The sequence below is a fragment of the Rhodococcus wratislaviensis genome, assembly GCF_041228765.1.
GTDB classification, from domain to species: Bacteria; Actinomycetota; Actinomycetes; order Mycobacteriales; family Mycobacteriaceae; genus Rhodococcus_F; species Rhodococcus_F wratislaviensis.
In genome coordinates this window covers 6,969,942-6,994,707 of the sequence record NZ_CP150488.1, presented here as the reverse complement: position 1 = coordinate 6,994,707, position 24,766 = coordinate 6,969,942, and the positions used below count along the sequence as shown (strand labels likewise).

The window sequence follows — 24,766 nt, the reverse complement described above, 5'->3', positions numbered from 1 at the left end:
CCTACCGCCGGAGGGCGCGCTCCCCGGGAGCCAGGGAGGCGTCGTCGGCGGCCGCCTGCCCGGCGTACCAGCCGTTGGCGTCGACGGCCCTGCCTCGTGCCTTCTTGGTTCGCGGAAACAGACGGTCGAACTCGGCGTCGACGGCCTCGGACTTGGTGGCCAGAATCGGGAGCAGAGCGTCGACGGGAATCGACGCCTCGTCGGCGGCCTCGGCCGTTGCCCGGCTGTCGGCGTCGCGCAACCGCTGCCCGATGCGGCTGGCGAAGCCCGCGAGGAAACCCTTCCGGAACGACGTGGTGCGTGAACCGCCGCGACTGTCGGCGTCCGCGAATTGCATTGCGCGCGTCGCCTGCACGAGCAGCGACGTGAACAGCATGTCGACCTGCTGGAGGTCGAGGGGGGTTCCGACCACGGTCGCGATGGCGAGAGAGCTGAACCACACGGTGCGCACCCGGTTGGAGTCACCGATCTCGGTGAGAAGGTGCACCTTCTCCTTGACGTACGGATTCTCCAGGTGGATGCGGCGACTGTGCACCGCCGTGTTGCCCACCCCGTTCTGGGTGTGGAGGAGGGCGGCGTTGATCGCGTAGCGCGTCATCAACTCCTGCGCCTTCGCGGTGAAGATCTCCGCCTCCTCAGCGAAGTCGGTGGCCTCGGCCTTCGCGAGCAGCCCGCGGATCCTGTTGAGCACCTTCGCGTCGGCCTCGGTCTCGCCCGGCACGGCCGCGGTGGGGTCGGCGACCCGCACGACGGGCCACGTCGACGGCGGGGGAGCGAGCACCGTCCAGCCGGGCAGATTCGTCCACGTCAGGGACAGGTCGGTGAGCTGATAGACGGAGTGGTACGGATCTTCGAACAGCAGCCCGGCGGCCAGGGCCCGAACGTCGGGACCATCGACCGGAACCCGCCCGGCCAGGTGCGACGCACCCGGGTACTGCTCGCCGATGGTGCGGAGTTGCTCCACCCAGTCCCGCGGCGCCCGGTACGCGGCCCGCGTGCGCTCCGCCTCGTGCAGCACCAGGGCTGCCGCCAGCGCCGCGTCGGACGGCTCCTTCGATCTCCGCGCCAGATGCACGACGTCGGCGGGCTGCCACCCACGCTCGTACGCGGCCGACAACTCACCCATCAGGGTGTGGACTGCCGCGGCGGCCTGGGGGCTCACTTCGTCGTCGAACACGCGCGCTCCGTTCCCGAATCCACCGTGAGGAGATCGAATGTATGTTCTATTCGGCGTCATGGGGGAGAGTGTGCATGCGGGGTCCGACAAGAACGAACCCCGCCCGGATCAGTCCTCCACGTAACGCGGGAACACGCCCGACGGCGCGGGCAACGGGGTGCCCGCCACGATGCGCGTCGGAAGGTCGCCGAACTGCCGCGCGTCGGCCTTCTGACCCAGCAGGTCGAGGATCTTCTCCGCTGCGTCCGGCATCACCGGCTGCACGAGGATGCCCACGATCCGCACCACCTCGAGCGTCACGTACAGCACCGTCGCCATCCGCTCCGGATCCGTCTTCCGCAGAACCCAGGGCTCCTGCTTGGAGAAGTACCGGTTGGTCTCGCCCAGAACCGACCAGATCGCCTCCAGCGCGAGATGCAGTGCCTGGACGTCGTATTCGGCGCGAACCCGCTCGAGCAGCGCATCCGCCTGCGCGAGCATCGCCGTGTCGTCCTCCGTCAGCTCGCCGGGGGCCGGGACCTGGGCGTCGCAGTTCTTCGCGACCATCGACAGCGACCGCTGCGCGAGGTTGCCGAGCTCGTTCGCCAGGTCGGCGTTGATCCGGGTGACGATGGCCTCGTGGCTGTAGCTGCCGTCCTGACCGTAGGAGATCTCGCGGAGCAGGAAGAAGCGCACAGCGTCGAGGCCGTACTGCTCCACCATGGCGACGGGGTCGACGACGTTGCCGACCGACTTCGACATCTTCTCGCCCTTGTTGTAGAGGAATCCGTGCACGAAGACGCGCTTCGGCAGTTCGATTCCCGCCGACATCAGGAACGCCGGCCAGTACACGGTGTGGAACCGGGTGATGTCCTTGCCGATGATGTGCAGGTTCGCCGGCCAGTACTTGCCGAACTGCTCGGAGTCGGTATCCGGGTATCCGGCGCCGGTCAGGTAGTTGGTGAGCGCATCCACCCACACGTACATGACGTGCTCGGGATGGTCGGGAACGGGAACGCCCCAGTCGAACGTCGTGCGGGAGATCGACAGGTCCTTCAGTCCGCCCTTGACGAAGCTGACGATCTCGTTCCGCCGCGTCGCGGGGGCGATGAAGTCGGGGTTCTCCTCGTACAGCCGGAGCAGCTTGTCCTGGTACTCGGACAGCTTGAAGAAGTACGTGGACTCCTCGGTCCACTCGACCGGGGTGCCCGTCTCGGTGGACAGGCGTGAACCGTCGTCCTGCAGCGTGGTCTCGGCCTCGGTGTAGAACGCCTCGTCGCGGACCGAGTACCAGCCCGAGTACGTGTCGAGGTAGATGTCGCCGTTGTCGAGCATCTTCTGCCAGATCGCCTTGCTGGCCTCTTCGTGATCGGCATCCGTGGTGCGGATGAACCGGTCGAAGGAGATGTTCAACGTCTTGTCCATGGCCTCGAACACGTCCGAGTTCCGCGCGGCGAGCTCACGGACGTCGATGCCTTCCTTGGCCGCCGTCTGCTGCATCTTCAGACCGTGCTCGTCGGTTCCCGTCATGAAATAGACGTCGAACCCGTCCAGACGCTTGAAGCGTGCGAGGGCGTCGGAGGAGATGTACTCGTAGGCGTGGCCGATGTGCGGGACGCCGTTCGGGTACGCGATCGCCGTCGTCAGATAGAAAGGTGGCCGCGAGGCGGTGGAATCAGCAGCATTCATGGTGCGACCACTCTATCTGCGCGCCGCCGTTTCGTGACGCGCAGATTCGGGTTCTAGGCCGGTCCGGTGCCGTCCTCGTCGGTGACGGCGCGTGACTCGTACGCCGCGCGGGCCGCCTTGTTCGTGGACCTGACCTGGTCGGGGACCATCCGTCTGATCGCGAAGTCGCGGGCGAACTGCGGAAAGACGGTGACCAGCCGGGCGAGCGGGCCGACGTACCGGGGGATGGTCACCTCGAACCGGGGCCGGTGGATCACCGCGACCACGGTCTTCGCGACGTCGGCGGGGGTCAGCAGTTTTGCCGCCCCCGTCGCCGTTCCGGCGGCGAGTTCGGTGTCGACGACACCCGGCATGATCACCGAGATCTGCACGCCCGACCCGCGCAGCTCCTCGCGGACACCGGTCAGGTAGCCGAGCACGCCGTGTTTCGTCGCGGCGTACGTCGACTCGCCGGGTGGTGCGACCTTCGACGCTGCCGACGCGACCGTGACGATCTGACCGTGGCCGCGCGCACGCATCGCCGGCGCCGCCAGTCTCACCCCGCGGATGACCCCGTGCAGGTTCACGGCGAGCTGCCGGTCCGTCGCGGATTCGGGTTCCTCGTCGAACCTTCCGACCCACATGACGCCCGCGTTGTTGACGAGCACGTCGATCGGGCCCCAATGGTCCTCGACGGCCGTGAGGAATGCCGAGAACGACCCGGTGTCGGTGACGTCCAGTTCGAGGCCCTCCACCGTCTCGCCCGCCCGGCCGAGTTCGTCCGCGGTCCGGCGGGCCGCGGCGCCGTCGACGTCGCCGATCGCGACCCGTGCACCGGCCAGTGCCAGCTGTCGGGCGATCTCCCTCCCGATTCCCCTCGCACCGCCGGTCACCGCGATCACGCGGCCGTTCATCGAGCTCGAAGTCATGGACACGGCTCCCTCCCCGTCCGGGAGAAAGTACCGCATGTGACACGTGCGGCGGCGGCGTCGACAATGTCCGCATGAGCAAAGACCGTCCCGCCCCGGATGCCCCTGCGCCGCTGTTCCCGCTCGTCGATTCGCACACCCATCTCGACGCGTGTGGAGCATCGGACGCCGCGAGCGTCACGGCGATCGTCGACCGGGCCGCCGCGGTCGGAGTGGAGCGGGTGGTCACGGTGGCCGACGACCTGGCGGCCGCGCAGTTCGCCGTCGACGCGGCCCACTGGGATTCCCGCGTGTACGCGGCCGTGGCCATCCACCCGACCCGGGCGAATGTGCTCGACGACGCGACCAGGGCGGAGATCGAGCGGCTCGCCGGTGATCCCCGGGTGGTCGCGGTGGGGGAGACGGGACTCGACTTCTACTGGCCCGGGAAACTCGACGGCTGCGCCACGGTCCCCGAGCAGACCGAGGGTTTCCGCTGGCACATCGACCTCGCGAAGCGGCTCGGGAAGACGCTGATGATCCACAACCGGGAGGCAGACCAGGCGCTGCTGCAGGTGCTGCGCGAGGAGGGTGCGCCGGAGTCGGTGATCTTCCACTGCTTCTCCTCGGACGCCGAGATGGCGCGCGAGTGCGTCGACGCCGGTTACGTCCTGAGCTTCTCCGGCACCGTCAGCTTCAAGAACGCGAAGGCCTTGCGGGAGGCGGCCCCACTGGTGCCGTCGGATCAGCTGATCGTCGAGACGGATGCGCCGTTCCTCACCCCGCATCCGTTCAGGGGCGCTCCCAACGAGCCGTACTGCCTCCCGTACACGGTCCGGGCGCTCGCCGAGATCCGGGGCGAGGATCCGGACGACCTGGCGAAGGCGTCCACCGCGACCGCCGAGCGTGTGTACGGCCTCCGGCCCGTGAGTGGTTAGCGAGTCCCTGGACTCGTCGGGCGCGCACAGGGCCGATTGCCTTATGTTGAAGTTTCAAGTTAGAGAACTTAGGATCGTTGCTTGTTCAACCAACGGTCGTCCCGGTCGCGCGGGGACACCTCGATGAAAGGCACATCCATGAACAACCCCGCAGTTCGAAGCCTGGGAATCCTCGTCACCCGCGTGGGCATCGGCATCATCTTCCTCGCCCACGGCTGGCAGAAGGCCTTCACCAACGGACTCGACGCCACGACCGCCGGCTTCGAGGCCATGGGAGTTCCGCTTCCCGGCGTCTCGGCGTTCCTCGCGACGTGGATCGAGCTGATCGGCGGGATCGCACTCATCATCGGGGCGGCCGTCCCGATCTTCGGCATCCTGCTCTTCCTCGACATGGTCGGCGCCTTCTTCCTCGTGCACGTCGACAAGGGAATCTTCGCGAGCGAGGGCGGCTACGAGCTGGTGCTGGCCCTCGGCGTCGGCTCGCTGCTGCTCGCCGTCGTCGGATCGGGCCGGTTCGGTGTCGACGGACTGCTCGGCGACAAGGTGCCGTGGGCCGCGAAGGAACGCGCCACCGTCTGATCCCGATGTGAGTGGCGAAGCGTGCCCCGGCACGCTTCGCCACTCACGTGTCAGAGGACCTTGTTCAGGAAGTCCTGGGTGCGGGGCTGCTGCGGGTTGCCGAAGATCTGCTCCGGAGTTCCCTCCTCCACCACGTAACCGTCGGCCATGAAGATCACCCGGTCGGACACCTCGCGGGCGAAGCCCATCTCGTGCGTGACCACGACCATCGTCATGCCGCCCTTCGCGAGGTCGCGCAGAACCTGCAGCACCTCGCCCACCATCTCGGGGTCCAGAGCGCTGGTGGCCTCGTCGAACAGCATGATGTCCGGGTTCATCGCCAGGGCCCGCGCGATCGCGACGCGCTGCTTCTGCCCACCGGACAGGTTCGCCGGTTTCGCGTCCGCCTTCTCCGCCAGCCCGACCTGCTCCAGGAGCCGGACCGCCGTCGCCCGCGCCTCCTCCTTGGAGGCGCGCTTGGTCTGCACGGGCGCGAGCATCACGTTCTCGATCGCCGTCATGTGCGGGAACAGGTTGAAGTGCTGGAAGACCATGCCGATGTGCTGACGCACCTGATCGATGTCGATCTTCTTGTCGCTCACGTCGAACCCGTCGACCACGACGTTGCCGTCCGTGATGTCCTCGAGCCGATTGAGGCAGCGCAGGAACGTGCTCTTGCCGGAACCCGACGGCCCGATCACGCAGACCACTTCACCGCTCGCGATGTCGACGTCGAGACCCTTGAGGACCTCGTTGTCGCCGAACGACTTCTTCAGACCCTTCACCCGGATCTTCGGGTCGGCGGTCTCGGCCTTGTTCTCTGTCACCGGTGTCTCGGTCACTTGTTGATCCTCTTCTCGAGCCGGTTCGACAGCTTCGTCAACGCCATGATGATGATGAAATACATCACGCCGATGATCAGCCACATGTTGAAGGACTGGAAGTTGCGGGCGATGATGATCCGCCCCGTCTGAGTCAGCTCGGCGAGCCCGATCACGGACAGGATCGACGTGTCCTTCAGCGTGATCACGAACTGGTTGATGTACGACGGGATCATCGTCCGCACGGCCTGTGGCATCACGACCTTCCGCATCGACTTCAGGTAGCTGATGCCGAGGCTTCGCGACGCTTCCATCTGCCCCTTGTCGACGGACAGGATGCCGCCGCGCACGATCTCGGCCATGTACGCGCCGGCGTTGAGGCTCAGCGTGATGATGCCCGCCGTGAACGCCGACATCTGGAAGTCCAGTGCCGCCGGGATGCCGAAGTAGATGAAGAAGGCCTGCACCAGCAGCGGGGTGCCGCGGAACACGTCCACGTATGTGGTGCCGATGCCGCGCAGGACGATGTTGGTCGACACCCGGAACAGGCCGAAGATCGCGCCGAGGACGAGCGCGATGGCGATCGAGATCACGGTCAGGACGATCGTGAGCCACAAACCCTCGAGCAGCAGCGGGTAGGTGCTCTTGATCAGGCCCAGGATCGAGTTGTCGTCGTCGGATGCGTCGGAGTTGAGGTAGGTGTCGAGGATCTCGTCGTACTGGCCGCTGGCCTTCAGGTTGGCGAGGCCGGTGTTGAACTCCTGCAGGAGCTGCGCGTTCTGGCCCTTCGCGACGGCGAACCCGTAGCTGGCGCCCGGGACCTTGTCGGTGACGGTCTTGAAGCCGTTTCCCTGCTTGATGCCGTACGCGAGGACGGGGTAGTCCTCGAACACGGCCGCCGAGTTACCCGTGCGGACCTCGTCGAACATGCTCGACGAGTCGGCGAAGTACTTGGTGGTGAAGCCGTACTGGTCCTTGATGGACTCGGCGTACGTGGCGCCCTCGGTGCCGTTCTTGACCGCGACGGACTTGCCGCGCAGGTCCTCGTACGAGGTGATCGAGTCGTTGCTCTCGAGCACGCCCATCTGAACACCCGACTCGAAGTACGGATCGGAGAAGTCGAACGTCGCCTTGCGGGCGTCGGTGATCGACATGCCGGCGATCATGCCGTTGGCCTGACCGCCCGTGACCGCCTGGAGTGCGGCGTCGAATCCGACAGCGTTGACCTGGTAGGTGAACCCCTGGTCCTCGGCGATGGCGGCGAGGAGGTCCATGTCGATTCCGACGAGCTTGCCGCTCTCGTCCTGGAACTCGAACGGGGCGAACGTGATGTCGGTGGCGATGGTGTAGTTGTTGCCCGGAGCGGGCTCTTGTGCGCCGGCGAGGCCGGGCGCGACGAGTGTGACGAGCAGCGTCAGCGCGGCGATCACCGCGGGCACTCTCGGACGTCTGACGAGTCTCAGAAGTCGATCGGATCTGCTGCGCACGGAACCCCAGCTTTCTCAGTCAGTAGTGCCCGGTCGCTTCCGGGCTTCTTGGTGCATGTCGCAAGATACTGCGTTCCGGGCGTGGTCCGGACCAGAAGGGATCCTTCGCGGTGAAGCGAAAACTGTCCCCGATCTCAACCTTTTCGTGATCTCGCACGCAGGTCGTAGCGGCAAAGTTGCCAGACCATCGCCGATTCGTTACCGTACCGTGATCAAACCTTCGCCAGCCTTGGGATTTCATGTGTCGCCTTTAGCCAGAATCAACAACGCCAAATCGCCCCTTCTCTACGTAGTCGTCGCGGCACTGCTCGCGACGCTCGTCGTGGGCGGTGCGCTGGCAGTGGCGCGGCACAAGACCGTCACGCTCGACGTCGACGGTGAGACCATCTCGCTCGGCACGATGGCCTCCGACGTCGGCGGCGCGCTCGACGACGCCGGGTACCCCGTCAGCGAGCGTGACGCCGTCGCTCCCGCAGCCGACGCATCACTCTCCGACGGCGACACCGTGGTGTTGCGGCGGGCCCGCGAGATCGACCTCACGGTCGACGGGCAGCCGAAGACCGTGTGGACCACCGCCCTCACCGTCGACGACGCACTGAAGCAGTTCGAACTCGCCGACGACGTCCACGTCTCGGCGTCCCGCTCCGAGCGCCTGCCGCTGGAAGGCACCTCGCTCGAGGTCGTCAACGCCAAGCTCGTGAAGGTCGCCGACGGCGGCGCACCGCTCACGGACGTCCGACTGGCAGCCCCCACCGTCGGTGAGCTCCTCGCCGCCAACGGCGCCCCGCTCGAGCAGGCCGACACCGTCGTTCCGCCCGCCGACGCCCCCGTCGTCGAAGGCACCGAGATCCACGTGACCCGCGACCGCACCGAGACCCGCACCGAGACGCTGCCCATCGCACCGCCCGAGAACCGCGTCGAGGATCCCGCGCTGGACAAGGGCAAGACCGTCGTCGAGAACCCGGGAGCCCCCGGCGAGCGCACCGTCACCGCATCCGTGAAGACGGTCAACGGTGTCGAGGCCGGACGTCAGGAGCTCAGCTCACAGGTGCTCCGCGAGCCCGCGCCGGCACTGGTCAAGGTCGGTGTGAAGGAACTCGCCATCTCCAACGCCTCCACCTGGGATTCGATCGCGCACTGCGAGGCCACCGGCAACTGGGCCATCAACACCGGCAACGGGTTCTTCGGCGGACTGCAGTTCACCCAGAGCACCTGGGAGGCGTTCGGCGGAAGCCAGTACGCCGCCCGCGCCGACCTCGCATCCCGCGAACAGCAGATCTCCGTCGCCGAGAAGGTCCAGGCGGCGCAGGGCTGGGGCGCATGGCCCGCCTGCACCAGCAAGCTCGGACTCCGCTGACGGTCTGAAGTAAAGGAACACGATGTCGCCCTTCGCGAAGATCAACTCGGCTCGCTCGCCGCTGCTCTACACCGTGGTGGCCCTGCTTCTCGCCACACTGATCGCAGGCGGAGTGATGGCCGTGGTCCGGCACAAGAACGTCACACTCGACGTGGACGGCGAGAAGATCTCGCTGAGCACCATGACCACGAGCGTCGACGCCGCCCTGTCCGACGCCGGCTATTCGATCAGCGACCGCGACGCCGTGGCACCGGAACGCGACGCGACCCTGTCCGACGGGGACACCGTGGTGCTGCGCCGCGCGCGTGAGGTGTCGCTGACGGTGGACGGTCAGCCCAAGACGGTATGGACCACCGCGCTCACCGTCGAGGACGCGCTGAAGCAGTTCGAACTCGGCGAGGACGTGCACGTGTCCGCATCCCGTTCGCAGCGACTTCCGCTCGACGGTGCGGCCCTCGAGGTGCTCAATCCGCTCGTCGTGAAGCTCGCCGACGGCGCGCTGCCGGCCACCGACGTGCGCATGGCCGCGCCGACGGTCGGCGAGTTCCTCGCCGCGCACGGCGCACCGCTCGAGCAGGCCGACACCGTCGTCCCGGCCTCGGACACCCCGCTGACCGAGGGCATGGACGTGACCGTCACCCGCGACCGCACCGAGACGAAGGTCGAGACGCTGCCGCTGGCTCCGGAGGAGCAGCGCATCGAGGATCCGACGATGAACAAGAGTCGCACCGTGCTCGAGAACCCGGGAGTGCCCGGCGTCCAGGACGTTACGTTCGCGGTCAACACCGTCAACGGCAAGGAAGTCGGACGCAACCAGGTGTCCGCGACGGTCACGACGCCCGCCCAGCCGAAGGTGATCCGCGTCGGCGCGAAGCCGGGCACCGAGGTGCCGCCCGTCGAGAACGGTTCGGTCTGGGACGCGCTCGCCCAGTGCGAGGCCACCGGCAACTGGGCCATCAACACCGGCAACGGATTCTTCGGCGGCGTCCAGTTCGACCAGAACACGTGGGAGCGCCAGGGCGGCCTCAAGTACGCGCCGCGCGCCGACCTCGCGACCCGCGAGGAACAGATCGCCGTCGCGTCGCAGACGCAGAAGACGCAGGGCTGGGGAGCGTGGCCGTCGTGCTCGGGCAGGCTCGGCGTGCGTTAAAGTTCGCCTGGTGTCCGAAGCCGAAGTACCCCCCGTCGCTCGAGGTCAGGCCGCACTGCTCGGCCCCGCCGAGGTGCGCGCGTTAGCCGAGGAGTTCGGCGTGCGCCCCACCAAACAGCTGGGGCAGAACTTCGTGCACGACGCGAACACGGTGCGCCGCATCGTCGCGACCGCAGGCGTGGGACGCGAGGACACGGTCCTCGAGGTCGGGCCCGGCCTCGGTTCGCTGACGTTGGCGCTACTCGACGTCGTCGACAAGGTGATCGCCGTCGAGATCGACCCCAACCTCGCGGCGCGGCTCCCGGTCACGGTCGCCGACCGTGCTCCGGAACTCGCGGACCGGCTGACCGTGGTCGGCGCGGATGCGATGCGGGTCAAGCCGTCCGAGATCCCCGGTGAACCCACGGCGCTCGTCGCGAATCTGCCGTACAACGTGGCGGTGCCCGTGCTGCTGCACCTGTTCTCCGAACTTCCCAGTCTCCGAACCGCTCTGGTGATGGTGCAGGCCGAGGTGGCCGACCGGCTGGCGGCGTCCCCCGGCAGCAAGATCTACGGCGTGCCGAGCGTGAAGGCCAATTTCTTCGGCGCCGTGCGGCGCGCGGGCGCCGTCGGGCGCGCGGTGTTCTGGCCCGTCCCGAAAGTCGAGTCGGGTCTCGTGCGCATCGACCGGTACGCCGAACCGCCGTGGCCCGTCGATGACGCACACCGGCGCCGCGTGTTCGCCGTGATCGACGCGGCTTTCGCTCAGCGCCGCAAGACTTTACGAGCCGCGCTCGGTGGTTGGGCGGGATCGCCCGCCGAGGCGGAGCGACGGCTGCTCGAGGCCGGCATCACGCCGTCCACCCGCGGCGAGACTCTCGACGCCGCAGCCTTCGTACGCCTCGCCGCCACCCAGCCGTGAGTACTTGTCAACCGCGGGACGTTGACAAGTACTCACGGGGGCCGGTTCCGGGACAACCGGGGCCTCGGGTTCGTACCGGGTGAGCAAGGACTTTCCGCAGTTCGCCGGCTTCTACGACGAGCGCGTCGTGCCCACCGGCAGCGGGACCGTGGTGGTGTCGGTGACGGGGAGCGTGACCGTCCTCCCCGGTCAGGGTGCGCCGTGGGCGCCGGAGGGGATCGTGGCGCCCGTTGCCCCCGGTGTGTACGCCAATTTCATCCCCTGACCTGCGCGAGTTCGGCCCGGGGGAGACAACCGACCAGATGTGTGGTTCACTATTGGAGGTCGTAAGTTTTGTGTTTGTGTTTCCCACGCTCGCAAATCGATGGTTGCGAGCGTTTGGACGTCCTCCACAGGAATTGTCATAGACGGTCGTGTTCAATGACCCAGGTAACCGAGCCGGTTGCCTGAAGAAGTTACTGTGTTAGAGGAGATTTACATGGCAGAGGGCATCGTGAAGTGGTTCAACTCCGAGAAGGGGTTCGGCTTCATCGCCCCCGAGGATGGCAGCGCTGACGTGTTCGTCCATTACTCGGAGATCCAGAGCGGCGGCTTCCGCACGCTCGAGGAGAATCAGCGCGTTTCGTTCGAGATCGGCCAGGGCAACAAGGGCCCGCAGGCCACCGGCGTCACCCTGATCTGAGAACGGCCATGACTTCCCGGTTCGCCGGGACATGACGTTCGAGCAAGGCCCCACTCGTCAGAGTGGGGCCTTGACTCGTTTCTGCCCGGCTACGCCGACCGCAGGTGAGCGGCCTGGTACCCGAGATTCATGGCGCAGACCAGCCAGAGTTGCAGCGCGGAATTCTCCGACGGACCGAACAGCCCGATCACCGCAGCGGCACCGAGCGCCGCGGCCACGAAGAACGTGGCCGTGCCGAGCGCCCGCCGGGGCGTCGACGAGAAGATCACCACACCCGTCACGAACAGCGCCCACAGTGTGGTGGCGAGGATGGTCGCGGTGACGAACCAGGCCGTCGAATACCTGCTCGGCCACGTCCACGGCTGGGTTCCGTTGTCGAGGGTGCACACGAACGCCAACGAGAACGCCATGATCACCACCGTTGCGCCCCCGAGCGCCAGATGGCCCCCGACGAGCACCCTCCCGACTGTTCCCGTCCCCGCAGGCGCCCGCGCGCGCCCCTCCTCGACAATCGTGTGCTGCATCCCCGACTACCCCGACCTTTCCTTGTCGTCTCCTGAGTTGGACGCCGCGCAGGACCGTTCGGTTCCACGGATTTTCGGTCCACGGCGACGGCTGAACGGCGTCTCGGTCAGGCGTTACCGTAGCGGTCGGCGAAGAGGCGGTGACGCTCACCCACCCGTCGGCACTCTTCGCGCAGCTCAGGAGGGTCGAGGACGGTGAAGTCGACGCCGAATGCGCTGAGCCAGTTGGCTATCGACGGCACGGAGTCGCCGCCGAGCGCCACCGCGCATCGTCCGTCGGGCATTTCTTCGAGGGTTCCCCAGTCTTCGTGTACCAGGGCTGCCATCTCGTCGATCGACGCGTGCAGCAGCACCCGTGCGCGGATCCGGGTGACGGCGCGGTTGATGCCCCGTGCGACGAATTCGGCGGCGCCGCCGGGTGGCAGTTCGCGGGGCACGAACCGCGGTCCCGTCGGGATCTTGGGTGTCAGGCGGTCCAGCCGGAACGACCGCCAGTCCGCGCGGGTGAGGTCCCAGGCGACGAGGTACCAGCGCAGCCCGGAGCGGACGAGCCGGTAGGGCTCCACTTCACGGCGGCTCTCGGTGCCGTCGTGGGTGCGGTAGTCGAACCGGAGTCGTTCGTGGTTGTGGCACACCGAGGCGACGGCTGACAGGACCTGCGCGTCGACGGCGCTCTTCGCGGGCTCGCGGTGGACCACGTCGACCTGCAGCGCCTCGAGGCGGTGCCGCAGGCGGGACGGCATCACCTGCCGGAGTTTGGTGAGCGCTCGTATGGACGCCTCCCCGATGCCGACCACCGAGCCGGTTGCGCCGGATTGCAGGCCGAGTGCGACGGCCAGGACCTCTTCGTCGTCGAGCAGCAGGGGCGGCATTTCCGCGCCCGCGCCGAGCTGGTAGCCACCGCCCACCCCGACCGTCGCGTCGACGGGGTACCCGAGGTCGCGGAGTTTCTCCACGTCTCGCCGGACCGTGCGTGGGGTGATGCCGAGCCGGTCGGCGAGTTCTGCCCCGGACCAGTCCTTTCGGGTCTGAAGCAGGGACAGCAGCCGGAGGAGTCGTGCCGAAGTTTCCCGCATGCGTTTCAGGATGCCATCGATAGCGGACATCTTCTGTCCTCTATCGGCGGCGGGTAACGGTAAGTAACGATTTTCCCACCAGCCCCACGAGTGTCACTACACTGGCGCCGACGCTCCACGGACCATCGCATGTGTACTTCGTGAAAATCCGACGGAAAGGTCTCAGCGTGACGCAGTTTCGTGTTCGGCCCATTTCTTCAGCAGTCAGGGCGCTGCTCGCCACCGTCATGACCGCCGCCTTCTGCCTGGCTCTGGCGGTCTCGACCACCGCGACGGCGTCCGCCTCGGCCGCCGACCTCTTCAACAGCGCGCAGGGCAGATTCGCTGCCGGTGACACCCGTGGCGCCCTGGCGGACATCGGTGGCGCCGTCGCCGGAGAACCCGGCGACACCAATGCGCTGGCATTGCAGGCCATCTACGCCGACGCCGCGGGCGATCTGATCACCCGGGAGACCGCGGTCGCCCGGCTGGGCGCTATGGACGGTGGGATGCGCGCCGGCGTCGACGGGATGCTGAACGCGATCAGAATTGCGTCGTTCACGCCGCCGAACCCACTTCCGGCCATCCAGGGTCCGTCCACCGCGATCATCGTCCTCGGTTACGGGCTGCTTCCCGACGGCGCGATGCGACCGGAATTGATCAACCGACTGCAGGCCGCGCTCGTCCAGTCGTGGGCCTCGCCGATGTCGCCGATCATCGTTACCGGCGGCAACCCGCAGAACGGCATCACCGAGGCGGCCGCGATGCAGGGCTGGTTGCAGTCGCACGGCGTCCCGGCGCAACGCATCCATCCCGAGCATCGTGCCGGATCGACGGTGGGCAACGCGCTCAACTCGGTTCCGCTCGCGCGCTCGCTCGGTGCGGGCGGCGCGATCATCGTCACGTCGGCCAACCACATCCGCAGGGCAACGGTCGATTTCAACGTCGCCGGACTACCGGTGGTCGGGGCGATGAGCGCGATCACCAGCGCCGGTCAGCTGATCGCCGAAGTCATGCCCCTGACCAAGGACCAGCAACTCGGAATGTACCGCGACGCGATCCGGGTGTTCGGCATCCCCGCCGGCTACTGACGCGACTCGTACCCGGCCACGACCGGCGGCTGCTCGACGGGATCCGCGCCGCCGGGGCTGAGCCTTCCGTGGACGGCGTCCTGCATCTTTTGCTTGTCGAGCTGGCCTTCCCAGTTCGAGACGACGAAGGTGGCGACACAGTTGCCGAGGAGGTTCACGAACACCCGCATCGAGTCCATGATCCGGTCGGCGCCGAGCAGCACCGCGACGGCCGCGACGGGGAAGATTCCGAGCGCGGTTGCGGTCGCCGACAGCGCGAGGAACGACGATCCGGGTACGCCTGCCATCCCTTTCGACGTGAGAAGCAGGATGAACAACGCGCCGAGCTGGTCGGCGACGGACAGGTCGTGGCCGGTGGCCTGGGCGAGGAACAGCGTCGAGATGGACAGGTAGATCGCGGCCCCGTCGAGGTTGAACGAGTATCCGGTCGGCACCACGAGCCCGGTCGCGGCCTGCGAGTTCCCGGCCCCGACGAGCTTGGTCATGATGCGGGGAAGCACCGCCTCGGACGAGGCGGTTCCCAGGGCGAGACCGAACTCCTCCTTGGTGTACCGGATGAACGTGAAGATGTTCAGTCCCACGGCGAACTTCGCGATCAGCGCGAGGACGAGGACGAACAGGGCTCCGGCGAGGTAGCAGCAGGCGATGAGCTTGGCGAAGCTGCCGAGTGTGGAGATTCCGTACTGGCCGATGATGAACGCCATCGCGCCGAACGCGCCGATCGGGGCGAGCCGCATGATCCAGCCGATGATGATGAAGATGATGTGGCTGAGGTGGTCGACGAATTCGAGGACCAGCGGGGGACCGTGCTCGCCGTACTTGGCCAGCGCGATGCCGAAGAGCACCGCGAAGAAGAGGACCTGCAGCAGTATGTTGTCGGCGAACGCGCCCACCACACTGGTGGGGACGATGTCCATGAGGAACTCGACGGCGCCGGGGAGTTCGCCACCGCCGGTCTTCTCCGCGACCTGCTCGGTGCCGTCGGCGAGGGTGGCCGGGTCGATGTCGAATCCGGCGCCCGGCTTGACGATGTTGCCCATGACCAGCCCGAAGAGCAGGGCGAACCCGGTGACGGCGGTGAAGTAGATCAGTGCCTTGACGCCGATTCGTCCGACGGCCTTGACGTCCCCGACCTTGGCGATTCCCGTCACGACCACCGTGAAGATCAACGGTGCGATGAGCATCTTGATCAGCTTGACGAACGTGTCGCCGATCGGTTTGAGCTCCGATCCCACCGTCGGCCACAACCAGCCGAGAGTGATGCCGCCGACGATGCCGAGGAGAAGCTGGACGAACAGGTTGGTGTACCAGGGCGATCGCGTCCCGGTCGTCGACACGTTGCCGCCGGGTGGGGGATGGGCGTCAGTGGAGATGGCCATGGGGGAACGCTAGGAAGGTGCTGTGACAGGTTCGTGTCACGAATGTTTCCGCGGTGAGAACGGCGCCCGTTCCGGGCGTGGGCGGTGCCACACTGCAGTTCGTGGCAGTATTGCGACGCACCGACCGCAGGAGGACACATGCGCTTGTCGCCCCACGAGCAGGAGCGTCTGCTCCTGAGCTACGCCGCGGAACTCGCGCGCAGGCGCCGGCAGCGCGGTCTCGTGTTGAACCACCCGGAGGCGGTGGCCCTCATCACGGATCACATCCTCGAGGGGGCCCGCGACGGCCGGTCGGTGGCGGACCTGATGGTGTCCGGTCGCGAGGTGCTCACCCGGTCCGACGTGATGGAAGGCGTCCCGGAGATGCTGCACGACGTGCAGGTGGAGGCCACGTTCCCGGACGGAACCAAGCTCGTCACCGTCCACGATCCGATTGCGTAGGGGTGACCGTGATTCCAGGTGAAGTCGTGTGCGCCGAGGGCGTGATCGAGCTCAACGAGGGTTCTCCCCGCACCGAACTCGAGGTGGTCAACACCGGTGACCGTCCGGTCCAGGTCGGGAGCCACGTTCATTTTCCGCAGGCCAACCACGCCCTGCGGTTCGACCGTTCCGCCGCCCACGGGCTACGGCTGGACATTCCCGCCGGCACCGCAGTGCGTTTCGAACCGGGTATCGCGCAGACGATTTCACTCGTTCCCCTGCGCGGGACCCGTGAAGTGCACGGGCTGAGCCTCACTCCTCCCGGAAAGCTGGACGCGTCATGACCGAACTCAGCCGCGCACGCTACGCCGAGCTGTTCGGTCCCACGACCGGTGACCGCATCCGGCTCGCCGACACCGACCTTCTGATCGAGATCACCGAGGACCGCAGCGGCGGTCCGGGACTGGCCGGCGACGAAGCCGTGTTCGGTGGCGGAAAAGTGTTGCGCGAGTCCATGGGTCAGGGGCGCGCGACCCGCGCCGAGGGTGCGCCGGACACGGTGATCACCGGCGTGGTGGTCGTCGACCACTGGGGAATCATCAAGGCGGACATCGGTATTCGGGACGGACGCATCGTCGCGCTCGGCAAAGCGGGCAATCCTGACACGATGTCGGGGGTCCACCCCGATCTTGTGGTGGGTCCGTCCACCGAGATCATCGCCGGGAACGGCAAGATCCTCACTGCCGGTGGTATCGACTGCCACGTGCACTTCATCTGCCCGCAGATCATGGACGAGGCGCTGGGCGGCGGCATCACGACGATGATCGGCGGCGGCACCGGCCCCGCCGAGGGCAGCAAGGCCACCACCGTCACCCCCGGTTCGTGGCACACCGCCCGGATGCTGGAGGCACTCGACGGCTGGCCGATGAACATCGCCCTGCTCGGCAAGGGCAACACGGTCAGCTCCGAGTCGATGTGGGAGCAGTTGCGCGGCGGCGTCTCCGGGTTCAAGCTGCACGAGGACTGGGGTTCGACTCCGGCGGCCATCGACGCGTGCCTCACCGTCGCGGACGCTGCGGGAGTGCAGGTGGCCCTCCACTCGGACACGTTGAACGAGGCCGGCTTCGTCGAGGACACTCTCGCGGCCATCGCCGGCCGGGCGATCCACGCCTATCACACGGAGGGGGCGGGCGGCGGCCACGCGCCGGACATCATCACGGTGGCCGCGCACGCGAACGTCCTGCCGAGTTCGACCAACCCGACCCGCCCGCACACGGTCAACACGCTCGACGAGCACCTCGACATGCTCATGGTGTGCCATCACCTGAGCCCGAAGATCCCGGAAGACCTGGCGTTCGCGGAAAGCCGCATCCGGCCGTCCACCATCGCGGCGGAGGATCTGCTCCACGACCTCGGCGCCATCTCCATGATCGGCAGCGACTCGCAGGCGATGGGACGCATCGGCGAGGTCGTGTTGCGCACGTGGCAGACGGCGCACGTGATGAAACGCCGACGGGGTTTCCTGGCAGGCGACAACGGCGCCGACAACCAGCGCGTCCAACGCTACGTGGCGAAGTACACGATCTGCCCCGCCGTCGCGCACGGGCTGGAGGACGAGATCGGATCGGTCGAGGTCGGCAAGCTCGCCGACCTGGTGCTGTGGGATCCGGCGTTCTTCGGTGTCCGGCCGCACGCGGTGATCAAGGGCGGGATGATCGCCTGGGCTGCGATGGGAGATGCCAACGCGTCCATACCGACTCCGCAACCGGTGCTTCCGCGCCCGATGTTCGGGGCGGCGCCCAAGGCGGCGGCCGCCACGTCCGTGCACTTCGTCGCACCGCACGCGCTCGAGGACGGACTGGCGGATCGGCTCGACCTGAGCCGTCGGCTGGTGCCGGTCGCGAACGTGCGGTCGCGGGGCAAGGCCGACATGCCCCGCAACGACGCGCAGCCGCGGATCGAGGTGGACCCGGACACGTTCACGGTCCGCATCGACGGCGACGTGTGGGAAGAGCAGCCGGCGGCGGAACTGCCGATGGCCCAGCGATACTTCCTGTTCTGATGCGCCTCGCTCACCTGATGTCCCTCGCCGACTCGAGGCTGCCCACGGGCGGTCACGTGCATTCGGGCGGCATCGAGGAGGCCGTCGCCAGCGGTGTCGTCCGCGACGTCGCCACGATGGAGGCGTTCCTGCGGCGACGGATCCGGACCGCCGGGCTCGTCGGGGGATCGATCACCGCGGCGGTGTGCGCCGGCCGTCTCACCGCCGAACGCGCCGACGCCGAGATGGATGCGCGAACCCCGTCCCCGGCGGCGCGGTCGTCGTCGCGGGCGCAGGGGAGAGGTCTGCTGCGGCTGGCCCGCACCACGTGGCCGGAGCACGACTGGTCGCCGGTCGGGATGCGTCCGCACCTGCCCGTGATCTCCGGGGTGGTCGGATCCGTCACGGCGGTCGGGCCCCGCGAAGCTGCGCTGGTCGTCGTCTACACCACCATGACCGGGTCCGCGATCGCCGCGCAGCGTCTGCTCGCTCTCGACCCCGCGCAGGTCGCCGCGTGCACGTTCGCACTGTCCGACCTGTGCGACGACGTCGCCGACCAGTGCGTGACCGGACTGTCCAGCGTGTCCGACCCCTTCATGGATGTCGTCGCCGAGCGGCACGTTCTACGGGATCGCCCCCTGTTCGTGTCGTGACACTCAGCTGTACCCCAGTAAGGAGAGATCAACCATGCCACCGCATTTCATCGATGGTGAACCCCACGACCACCAGCACGACCGTCCCCGGCGGGTCCGGGTGGCGGGGGAGCCGGTCCGGATCGGGATCGGCGGGCCCGTCGGATCGGGCAAGACGGCGCTCGTCGCCGCGCTGTGCAGGCAACTGCGCGAAGAGTTGTCGCTGGCCGTGCTCACCAACGACATCTACACCACCGAGGACGCGGACTTCCTGCGCCGCCACGCCGTGCTGCCGGACGAGCGCATCGCCGCTGTGCAGACCGGTGGCTGCCCCCATACGGCGATCCGCGACGACATCACCGCCAACCTCGACGCCATCGACGACCTGATCGCGGCCAACCCGCCGCTCGACCTGATCCTGGTGGAGTCGGGCGGCGACAACCTCACCGCGACGTTCTCCTCGGGCCTGATCGATGTGCAGATCTTCGTCGTCGACGTCGCGGGTGGTGACAAGGTTCCCCGCAAGGGTGGTCCCGGTGTGACGTTCTCGGATCTCCTCGTGATCAACAAGACCGACCTCGCCCCCATGGTCGGAGCCGACCTCGGGGTGATGCGCCGCGACGCCGAGCAGGTCCGCGAGGGGAGGCCCACGGCGCTGATCTCGTTGACGGAGGACCCGTCGTCCGGACCGGCTCTGGAGTGGGTGCGCGAGCAGGTGCGCACCCTCGCCGACGTGCACCAGTAGTGCGCACCGAACTGACGATCGTCGCGTCCCCCGATCGCAGTCCGCGGATCTCCGCGGTCGGGGGATTGGCGGCGCGGATCACCGGCCGCGACACGGTCCACGTGATCGGCACCGCCGCGACCCCGCTCGGCGGCGACCACTGGGACGTCACCGTCCGGGTGCTGTCGGGTGCCCGGCTGACGCTGCGCAGCGTCGCGGCGTCCCTGGCCCTGCCCGGCCGGGGTCGTGTGCTGTCCACGGCGCAGTGGTCGGTGGAGGTCGAGGACGACGCCGTGCTCGACTGCGCGCTCGAACCCACGGTGATCGCGGGCGGCGCGGAGCATCGCGTCGAGACGACGGTGACCCTCGCCGAGTCGTCCACCCTGTTGTTGCGTGAGCGGGTGCAGATCGGGCGGGCAGGGGAGACGACGGGACGCTGGGTCGGGGTCACGAACGCCGATCTCGGCGCCCTGCCGCTGCTCCGGCACCAGCTGGAACTCGGCGTCGGCACCGTCTCGCACGACGTCCTGGACGGCCCGGCGGCCGTCACGAGTGAACTGCGGTACCCGGACGATCGGCCCGCGGACGTCACGGGCGACATCCGGTCGGCGCGGACCCGTCTGCCCCTGGCGCGCGGCGGCAGCCTCACCACCCGGCTCGGCCCGCACCTGTGACGCAGGTGAGCGGCAAAGTGCGTGATGGTGCGCATTTCCGCACCCGTACCGGGAGCGCCTAAGCTCTACCCTTGTGCTTTCCGTCGTTCCTCGCCCCGTCGTAGTCAGGGCCCCGTCCAAGGTCAATCTGCATCTGGCCGTCGGGGACCTGCGCGACGACGGCTATCACGAGCTGAACACGGTGTTCCAGGCGCTCTCGCTCAGCGACACGGTGTCCGTGGTCCCCGCGGAGACGCTGTCGGTGACGGTCCGCGGCGAGGACGCCCGCGTCGTACCCACCGACAGCGGCAACCTCGTGTGGCAGGCCGCCGAGATGCTCGCGGCCGAGTCGGGGCGGCGCCCGGACGTCGAGATCGCCATCGACAAGGGCATCCCGGTGGCCGGGGGTATGGCCGGTGGCAGCGCGGACGCCGCAGCGACGCTGGTCGGGCTCAACGCGCTGTGGCAACTCGACCTGTCGCGTGAAGAACTCGACGGGTTCGCCGCGAAGCTCGGCAGCGACGTTCCGTTCTCCCTCCACGGTGGCACCGCGGTCGGGACGGGACGCGGCGAGCGTCTCCTGCCGGTGCTCTCCCGCAGCACGTTCCACTGGGTGCTCGCGCTCGCGAAGGGCGGCTTGAGCACACCGACCGTGTTCCGGGAGCTGGACCGGCTGCGTGCCGACGGGAATCCGCCGCGCCTCGGCGGACCCGAAGACCTGATGCACGCGCTCACGACGGGGGATGCCGCAACGCTGGCCCCGTTGCTGGGCAACGACCTGCAGTCGGCCGCGCTGTCGCTGAATCCGGGCCTGCGGCGGACGCTGCGTGCCGGGGTCGCGGCGGGCGCATTGGCCGGCATCGTGTCCGGGTCCGGCCCGACCTGTGCTTTTTTATGTGCTGAAGCGGATGCCGCGGTCCGGGTCAGCGCAGAACTCGCAGGTGCGGGGGTGTGTCGCACGGTGCGAGTCGCCAGCGGACCCGTACCGGGCGCCCGAATAATCAACGACGCGGCGGAGGGATCGCACTGATGGCGAATCTGATCAATCTCGAGCAGGTATCGAAGTCCTTCGGCATCAAGCCGCTGCTCGATTCGGTATCCCTCGGAGTGCAGGAAGGCGAACGCATCGGCGTCGTCGGCCTCAACGGCGGTGGCAAGACCACCATGCTCGAGGTGCTCGCCGGAGTGGAGGCGCCCGATTCCGGACGTGTCAGCCGGGTCGGCGGCCTGCGGATGGCGGTGGTGACCCAGCGCGGCGTCCTGCCACCCGGCTCGAGCGTCGGCGACGTGGTGCTCGGACCGCTCGGTGTGGCCGACCACGAGTGGGCGGGCGACGCCCGCATCCGGTCGATCCTGGCCGGCATCGGGATCGACAACCTGGGGCTCGAGGTGTCGGTCGACGGGCTGTCGGGTGGTGAGCGGCGGCGCGTCGCGCTGGCCGCCGCGCTCGTCCAGGACCTCGATCTGCTGGTGCTCGACGAGCCGACCAACCACCTCGACGTCGAGGGTGTGCAGTGGCTGGCGGAACATCTCGTCAGCCGGCGCAGCGCGCTCGTCGTCGTGACCCACGACCGGTGGTTCCTCGACACCGTGGCCAACCGCACGTGGGAAGTGGTGGGCGGCAAGGTCGAAAGCTACGAGGGCGGATACAACGACTGGATCTTCGCCCGGGCGGAGCGCTCCCGGCAGGCCGACGCGTCCGAGGAACGTCGCCGCAACCTCGCCCGCAAGGAATTGGCCTGGCTGCGGCGCGGTGCACCCGCCCGCACGTCCAAGCCCAAGTACCGGATCGAGGCCGCCGAGGCGTTGATCGCGGACGTCCCCCCGCCCCGCGACAACGTGGCGCTGGCGTCGTTCGCGCAGCGCCGCCTCGGCAAGGTCGTCATCGAACTCGAGGATGCGCGCCTGGAGACGCCGGACGGCCGGGTGCTCGTCGACGACCTCACCTGGCGGTTGGCCCCGGGGGAGCGTGTCGGTCTGGTCGGCGTCAACGGCTCCGGCAAGACGACGCTTCTGCGCACACTCGCCGGGGAGATCGCGCCGGCGTCGGGCAAGCGCATCCAGGGGCAGACGGTGCACATCGGCTGGCTCCGTCAGGAACTCGACGACCTGCCGACGAACATGCGGGTGCTCGAGGCCGTCAAGGATGTCGCCGAGCGGATCACGTTGGGCGACAAGGAGGTGTCGGCCGGGCAGCTCGCCGAACGGCTGGGCTTCACGCCGGCCCGGCAGCGGACCCCGGTCGGTGACCTGTCCGGTGGCGAGCGGCGCCGGCTGCAGCTGACCCGTGTGCTGATGTCGGAGCCGAACGTACTGCTGCTCGACGAGCCGACCAACGACCTCGACATCGACACGCTGCAGCAACTCGAGGACATCCTCGACGGCTGGGCGGGCACGATGGTCGTCATCAGCCACGACCGGTACCTGATCGAACGCATCTGTGACTCCACGTGGGCGTTGTTCGGCGACGGCAAGCTGACCAACCTGCCCGGTGGGATCGAGGACTATCTGCGTCGCCGGGCGAAGATGGTCGACACCGGCGCACCGTCGGTGGCGTCGACGGCCACCGGTGCGTCGGCCCCCAAGCAGGTGCGGGACGGGGCCGCCGAACGCACCGCGCGCAAGGAACTGTCGCGGCTCGAGCGTGCGGTGGCGAAGCTGGACGACCGGGAGCGGAAGCTGCACGAGAAGCTGGCAGAGGCGGCCACCGATCCGGACAGGCTGCAGAAGCTCGACACCGAGCTCAAGCAGGTCGTCGCGGAGAAGGAAGCCACCGAGGAGCAGTGGATGGAGCTGGCCGCCGAGCTGGACTAGCGACCCCGCCCGGTCACCACTCGATCCGGTAGTCGTACATCCAGCGCAGACTGTCGCGGCGGCCGACCATCCGCATGACGGTCGGCAGGGTCAGGTCGCGGATCACGCGCCCTACCGGTCCGGGTGCCTTGCCGCTGCCGTTTCGCTTGCCCTGGGCGACGATTCGCTCGACCCGGGTGCGGCGGGCGGTCTCGTACGCTGCGAGGGCGCCGGCGGTGTCCGGGTGTTCGCGCAGGCATCGCGCGAGCACGACGGCGTCCTCGATCGCCATGGACGCCCCCTGCCCGGACGACGGTGACGTGGCGTGCGCCGCGTCCCCGATGATCACCATCCGCTCGTTGCGCCACGTCGGCACGGTCGGAAGGTCGTAGGTGCTCCAGCTCCGGATGATGTGCTCGGTGGCGTCGATGATCTGCAGGGCCGGTCCGGCGTCACGGGAGAACAGCTCGGTCAGTTCGGCGCGCTGCTGCTCCGGCGTGATCGAGGCGAGTTCCTCGGTCGACGGTTCCGTGCGGCGCCCGGGGTTGGCGAACCACCAGACGTCACCGCTCGGATGGATGAGATAGCCGAAGAAGCACCGCTTGCCGAAGAGGAAGTGGGCCGCGCCGGGTTCGCCGTCCAGGGCGAGACCGGTCGCGAATCCGCCGGTGTTGAGGAGGCCGAGATACCGGGGGTCGGGTGCGTGCGGGTCGAGGACGGACCGGGTGCGCGACCGGAGCCCGTCGGCCCCGACGAGCAGATCGCCTTCGGCCGTCGTGCCGTCCGTGAAGTCGGCGTGGACTCGATCCCCGTCCAGGCGGGCGTCCCGGAGTTGCTTGCCGTACTCAATGCGTACGCCCCGTCGCACTGCCTCGTCGCGCAGGGTGCGGTAGAGGTCGGCGCGGCGCAGCGTCTGGGACGGCGTGCCGAAGGAGGTGAGGCCTCCGTTGTCGAATTCGGCCAGCTGTTTCCCGGTTCCGCTGACGATCCGCATTCCGCGGGTGTCCATCCCGAGTCCGGCGACCTGACGATCGAGATCCAGTAAGTGCAGTCCCTCCAGGCCGTTGGTCGCGAGGGTCAGGAATGCGCCCACGCCGTCCGCGCCGTGATCGTGCGCTTCGTACACCACGGGGTCGAGGCCGGCCCGTTGCATGGCCATCGCCGTGACAGGGCCGGCGATGCCTCCTCCGATGATCGAAACGGTGATAGTCATAATGTGACTATACATAGAATGACCAATTCGCATCTGCGGATATGCTCGACGAATGTCTTCACCACGTAGATCCGTGCTGGCGATGGCCGTGCTGTCGATGCTGTCGGAAGAGCCGATGCACGCCTACCGCATGCAGCAACTGATCAAGGAGCGGCACAAGGACGAGGTCGTCAACGTCGCGCAGCGCAACAGTGTGTACCAGACGATCGAACGCCTGCTGCGCGACGGATTGATCGAGGTCGAGTCGACGGAACGGGCCGAGAATCGCCCCGAACGCACGACGTACCGGCTCACCGGAACGGGCGCGACGACGTTGACGCAGTGGCTGCGGGGGATGGTAGCGGAGCCGGCCCGCGAGTTCCCGGAATTTCCGGCCGCGCTGGCATTCCTGCCGAGTCTCGGCTCCGACGACGCGCTCGGTGCCCTGCGTTCGCGGATCACGGTGCTCGAACAGCAACTGGCCGGGCTCGACGCCGGCCTCGCCGAGGCCCGGACGTTTCTTCCGCGACTGTTCGTCGTCGAGGACGAGTACCGGCGGGCGGTCCTGCTCGCCGAACTCGATTACGTCCGGTCGCTGGCCGACGACGTCGCGGCGGGCGAACTGCGCTGGTAGGG

Annotated in this window: 26 protein-coding genes; 17 read left to right on the top strand and 9 right to left on the bottom strand. The window is 68.0% G+C overall.

From position 1 onward, the window contains the following. Nucleotide 1: 1 nt before the first annotated feature. The 3 genes from WKC72_RS32270 to WKC72_RS32260 all read right to left on the bottom strand — a co-directional run bounded on the left by WKC72_RS32270 (nucleotide 2) and on the right by WKC72_RS32260 (nucleotide 3,792). A complete protein-coding gene (locus WKC72_RS32270) occupies nucleotides 2-1,177 on the bottom strand; it encodes a DUF2786 domain-containing protein (RefSeq protein ID WP_370180816.1) in 1,176 nt (391 codons plus the stop codon). 108 nt (nucleotides 1,178-1,285) lie between these two features. Beyond that, complete coding sequence (gene metG / locus WKC72_RS32265; protein WP_112300525.1) at nucleotides 1,286-2,845, bottom strand: methionine--tRNA ligase; 1,560 nt, start codon at nucleotides 2,843-2,845, stop codon at nucleotides 1,286-1,288. A gap of 53 nt (nucleotides 2,846-2,898) precedes the next feature. After that, on the bottom strand, nucleotides 2,899-3,792 hold the full coding sequence (locus WKC72_RS32260) for an SDR family oxidoreductase (protein WP_370180815.1): 894 nt from the start codon (nucleotides 3,790-3,792) through the stop codon (nucleotides 2,899-2,901). Nucleotides 3,793-3,827: 35 nt separating this feature from the next. Between WKC72_RS32260 and WKC72_RS32255 the strand changes: the two genes are divergently transcribed. Further along, nucleotides 3,828-4,670: a TatD family hydrolase gene (locus WKC72_RS32255; RefSeq protein WP_370180814.1), complete on the top strand. Its 843-nt coding sequence runs from the start codon at nucleotides 3,828-3,830 to the stop codon at nucleotides 4,668-4,670. 138 nt (nucleotides 4,671-4,808) lie between these two features. Next, the gene (locus tag WKC72_RS32250; RefSeq protein ID WP_370180813.1) at nucleotides 4,809-5,249 is read left to right on the top strand and encodes a DoxX family protein; all 441 of its coding nucleotides are present in this window, start codon (nucleotides 4,809-4,811) and stop codon (nucleotides 5,247-5,249) included. A gap of 50 nt (nucleotides 5,250-5,299) precedes the next feature. Here WKC72_RS32250 and WKC72_RS32245 read toward each other — a convergent pair whose 3' ends face one another. Together WKC72_RS32245 and WKC72_RS32240 are read right to left on the bottom strand one after the other, a co-directional pair. Then, nucleotides 5,300-6,070: an amino acid ABC transporter ATP-binding protein gene (locus tag WKC72_RS32245; protein WP_112300521.1), complete on the bottom strand. Its 771-nt coding sequence runs from the start codon at nucleotides 6,068-6,070 to the stop codon at nucleotides 5,300-5,302. Beyond that, entirely contained in the window at nucleotides 6,067-7,536 is a 1,470-nt protein-coding gene (locus WKC72_RS32240; RefSeq protein ID WP_370180812.1) for an amino acid ABC transporter substrate-binding protein/permease, read from the bottom strand. The genes WKC72_RS32245 and WKC72_RS32240 overlap by 4 nt, the downstream gene beginning before the upstream one ends. Nucleotides 7,537-7,777: 241 nt before the next feature. Between WKC72_RS32240 and WKC72_RS32235 the strand changes: the two genes are divergently transcribed. The 5 genes from WKC72_RS32235 to WKC72_RS32215 all read left to right on the top strand — a co-directional run bounded on the left by WKC72_RS32235 (nucleotide 7,778) and on the right by WKC72_RS32215 (nucleotide 11,626). Further along, entirely contained in the window at nucleotides 7,778-8,893 is a 1,116-nt protein-coding gene (locus WKC72_RS32235) for a resuscitation-promoting factor (protein WP_037243820.1), read from the top strand. A 22-nt stretch (nucleotides 8,894-8,915) separates the two neighbouring features. Then, the gene (locus tag WKC72_RS32230) at nucleotides 8,916-10,043 is read left to right on the top strand and encodes a transglycosylase family protein (RefSeq protein WP_370180811.1); all 1,128 of its coding nucleotides are present in this window, start codon (nucleotides 8,916-8,918) and stop codon (nucleotides 10,041-10,043) included. A 10-nt stretch (nucleotides 10,044-10,053) separates the two neighbouring features. Next, nucleotides 10,054-10,944 carry a 16S rRNA (adenine(1518)-N(6)/adenine(1519)-N(6))-dimethyltransferase RsmA gene (gene rsmA / locus WKC72_RS32225; protein WP_112300518.1) on the top strand — a complete coding sequence of 297 codons (891 nt, stop codon included), beginning with the start codon at nucleotides 10,054-10,056 and terminating at the stop codon, nucleotides 10,942-10,944. 79 nt (nucleotides 10,945-11,023) lie between these two features. Then, nucleotides 11,024-11,209, top strand: coding sequence for a hypothetical protein (locus WKC72_RS32220; RefSeq protein WP_128639394.1), 186 nt, complete (start codon nucleotides 11,024-11,026; stop codon nucleotides 11,207-11,209). Between the two features lie 213 nt (nucleotides 11,210-11,422). Next, nucleotides 11,423-11,626, top strand: a complete 204-nt coding sequence (locus WKC72_RS32215) for a cold-shock protein (RefSeq protein ID WP_005255446.1) — start codon at nucleotides 11,423-11,425, stop codon at nucleotides 11,624-11,626. An 89-nt stretch (nucleotides 11,627-11,715) separates the two neighbouring features. On the opposite strand, the gene WKC72_RS32210 is transcribed toward WKC72_RS32215, so the two are convergent. Together WKC72_RS32210 and WKC72_RS32205 are read right to left on the bottom strand one after the other, a co-directional pair. Beyond that, nucleotides 11,716-12,150, bottom strand: a complete 435-nt coding sequence (locus WKC72_RS32210; RefSeq protein WP_370180810.1) for a hypothetical protein — start codon at nucleotides 12,148-12,150, stop codon at nucleotides 11,716-11,718. Nucleotides 12,151-12,257: 107 nt separating this feature from the next. After that, nucleotides 12,258-13,226, bottom strand: a complete 969-nt coding sequence (locus WKC72_RS32205) for a YafY family protein (protein WP_268792218.1) — start codon at nucleotides 13,224-13,226, stop codon at nucleotides 12,258-12,260. Between the two features lie 227 nt (nucleotides 13,227-13,453). On the opposite strand from WKC72_RS32205, the gene WKC72_RS32200 reads away from it, so the two are divergent. Then, nucleotides 13,454-14,296: a YdcF family protein gene (locus WKC72_RS32200; protein ID WP_370184599.1), complete on the top strand. Its 843-nt coding sequence runs from the start codon at nucleotides 13,454-13,456 to the stop codon at nucleotides 14,294-14,296. On the opposite strand, the gene WKC72_RS32195 is transcribed toward WKC72_RS32200, so the two are convergent. Further along, a complete protein-coding gene (locus WKC72_RS32195) occupies nucleotides 14,290-15,675 on the bottom strand; it encodes a cation:dicarboxylate symporter family transporter (protein WP_037243830.1) in 1,386 nt (461 codons plus the stop codon). The genes WKC72_RS32200 and WKC72_RS32195 overlap by 7 nt on opposite strands. A 138-nt stretch (nucleotides 15,676-15,813) precedes the next feature. Here WKC72_RS32195 and WKC72_RS32190 point away from each other — a divergent pair, with 138 nt between their 5' ends. The 8 genes from WKC72_RS32190 to WKC72_RS32155 all read left to right on the top strand — a co-directional run bounded on the left by WKC72_RS32190 (nucleotide 15,814) and on the right by WKC72_RS32155 (nucleotide 22,959). Next, nucleotides 15,814-16,116 (top strand): urease subunit gamma, encoded by a 303-nt coding sequence (locus tag WKC72_RS32190; protein ID WP_037243832.1) that lies wholly within the window; start codon nucleotides 15,814-15,816, stop codon nucleotides 16,114-16,116. Between the two features lie 8 nt (nucleotides 16,117-16,124). Continuing rightward, nucleotides 16,125-16,439 carry an urease subunit beta gene (locus tag WKC72_RS32185; protein ID WP_128642177.1) on the top strand — a complete coding sequence of 105 codons (315 nt, stop codon included), beginning with the start codon at nucleotides 16,125-16,127 and terminating at the stop codon, nucleotides 16,437-16,439. Continuing rightward, nucleotides 16,436-18,157 carry an urease subunit alpha gene (locus WKC72_RS32180; protein WP_128639390.1) on the top strand — a complete coding sequence of 574 codons (1,722 nt, stop codon included), beginning with the start codon at nucleotides 16,436-16,438 and terminating at the stop codon, nucleotides 18,155-18,157. Before WKC72_RS32185 ends, WKC72_RS32180 begins: the two co-directional genes overlap by 4 nt. Continuing rightward, nucleotides 18,157-18,789 (top strand): urease accessory protein UreF, encoded by a 633-nt coding sequence (locus WKC72_RS32175; protein WP_112300515.1) that lies wholly within the window; start codon nucleotides 18,157-18,159, stop codon nucleotides 18,787-18,789. Before WKC72_RS32180 ends, WKC72_RS32175 begins: the two co-directional genes overlap by 1 nt. Before the next feature lie 34 nt (nucleotides 18,790-18,823). Further along, nucleotides 18,824-19,513: an urease accessory protein UreG gene (ureG, locus tag WKC72_RS32170; RefSeq protein ID WP_112300514.1), complete on the top strand. Its 690-nt coding sequence runs from the start codon at nucleotides 18,824-18,826 to the stop codon at nucleotides 19,511-19,513. Continuing rightward, nucleotides 19,513-20,166 (top strand): urease accessory protein UreD, encoded by a 654-nt coding sequence (locus WKC72_RS32165; protein WP_128639388.1) that lies wholly within the window; start codon nucleotides 19,513-19,515, stop codon nucleotides 20,164-20,166. The genes ureG and WKC72_RS32165 overlap by 1 nt, the downstream gene beginning before the upstream one ends. Before the next feature lie 73 nt (nucleotides 20,167-20,239). Further along, nucleotides 20,240-21,175: a 4-(cytidine 5'-diphospho)-2-C-methyl-D-erythritol kinase gene (locus WKC72_RS32160; protein ID WP_037243841.1), complete on the top strand. Its 936-nt coding sequence runs from the start codon at nucleotides 20,240-20,242 to the stop codon at nucleotides 21,173-21,175. Then, a complete protein-coding gene (locus WKC72_RS32155) occupies nucleotides 21,175-22,959 on the top strand; it encodes an ABC-F family ATP-binding cassette domain-containing protein (RefSeq protein WP_037243842.1) in 1,785 nt (594 codons plus the stop codon). The genes WKC72_RS32160 and WKC72_RS32155 overlap by 1 nt, the downstream gene beginning before the upstream one ends. 13 nt (nucleotides 22,960-22,972) lie before the next feature. Here WKC72_RS32155 and WKC72_RS32150 read toward each other — a convergent pair whose 3' ends face one another. Next, entirely contained in the window at nucleotides 22,973-24,151 is a 1,179-nt protein-coding gene (locus WKC72_RS32150) for an FAD-dependent oxidoreductase (RefSeq protein WP_370180809.1), read from the bottom strand. 52 nt (nucleotides 24,152-24,203) lie between these two features. Between WKC72_RS32150 and WKC72_RS32145 the strand changes: the two genes are divergently transcribed. Beyond that, on the top strand, nucleotides 24,204-24,764 hold the full coding sequence (locus WKC72_RS32145; RefSeq protein WP_370180808.1) for a PadR family transcriptional regulator: 561 nt from the start codon (nucleotides 24,204-24,206) through the stop codon (nucleotides 24,762-24,764). Nucleotides 24,765-24,766 lie beyond the last annotated feature (2 nt).

Excerpts from the sequence above, each read along its gene's own strand:
- WKC72_RS32230 (WP_370180811.1), top strand. The coding sequence starts at position 8,916 with ATGTCGCCCTTCGCGAAGATCAACTCGGCTCGCTCGCCGCTGCTCTAC.
- WKC72_RS32180 (WP_128639390.1), top strand. The coding sequence starts at position 16,436 with ATGACCGAACTCAGCCGCGCACGCTACGCCGAGCTGTTCGGTCCCACG.
- metG (WP_112300525.1), bottom strand. The coding sequence starts at position 2,845 with ATGAATGCTGCTGATTCCACCGCCTCGCGGCCACCTTTCTATCTGACG.
- WKC72_RS32175 (WP_112300515.1), top strand. The coding sequence starts at position 18,157 with ATGCGCCTCGCTCACCTGATGTCCCTCGCCGACTCGAGGCTGCCCACG.
- WKC72_RS32250 (WP_370180813.1), top strand. The coding sequence starts at position 4,809 with ATGAACAACCCCGCAGTTCGAAGCCTGGGAATCCTCGTCACCCGCGTG.
- WKC72_RS32205 (WP_268792218.1), bottom strand. The coding sequence starts at position 13,226 with ATGCGGGAAACTTCGGCACGACTCCTCCGGCTGCTGTCCCTGCTTCAG.
- WKC72_RS32255 (WP_370180814.1), top strand. The coding sequence starts at position 3,828 with ATGAGCAAAGACCGTCCCGCCCCGGATGCCCCTGCGCCGCTGTTCCCG.
- WKC72_RS32190 (WP_037243832.1), top strand. The coding sequence starts at position 15,814 with ATGCGCTTGTCGCCCCACGAGCAGGAGCGTCTGCTCCTGAGCTACGCC.
- WKC72_RS32215 (WP_005255446.1), top strand. The coding sequence starts at position 11,423 with ATGGCAGAGGGCATCGTGAAGTGGTTCAACTCCGAGAAGGGGTTCGGC.
- WKC72_RS32195 (WP_037243830.1), bottom strand. The coding sequence starts at position 15,675 with ATGGCCATCTCCACTGACGCCCATCCCCCACCCGGCGGCAACGTGTCG.
- WKC72_RS32155 (WP_037243842.1), top strand. The coding sequence starts at position 21,175 with ATGGCGAATCTGATCAATCTCGAGCAGGTATCGAAGTCCTTCGGCATC.
- ureG (WP_112300514.1), top strand. The coding sequence starts at position 18,824 with ATGCCACCGCATTTCATCGATGGTGAACCCCACGACCACCAGCACGAC.
- WKC72_RS32260 (WP_370180815.1), bottom strand. The coding sequence starts at position 3,792 with ATGCGGTACTTTCTCCCGGACGGGGAGGGAGCCGTGTCCATGACTTCG.
- WKC72_RS32145 (WP_370180808.1), top strand. The coding sequence starts at position 24,204 with ATGTCTTCACCACGTAGATCCGTGCTGGCGATGGCCGTGCTGTCGATG.
- WKC72_RS32200 (WP_370184599.1), top strand. The coding sequence starts at position 13,454 with ATGACCGCCGCCTTCTGCCTGGCTCTGGCGGTCTCGACCACCGCGACG.
- WKC72_RS32210 (WP_370180810.1), bottom strand. The coding sequence starts at position 12,150 with ATGCAGCACACGATTGTCGAGGAGGGGCGCGCGCGGGCGCCTGCGGGG.
- WKC72_RS32150 (WP_370180809.1), bottom strand. The coding sequence starts at position 24,151 with ATGACTATCACCGTTTCGATCATCGGAGGAGGCATCGCCGGCCCTGTC.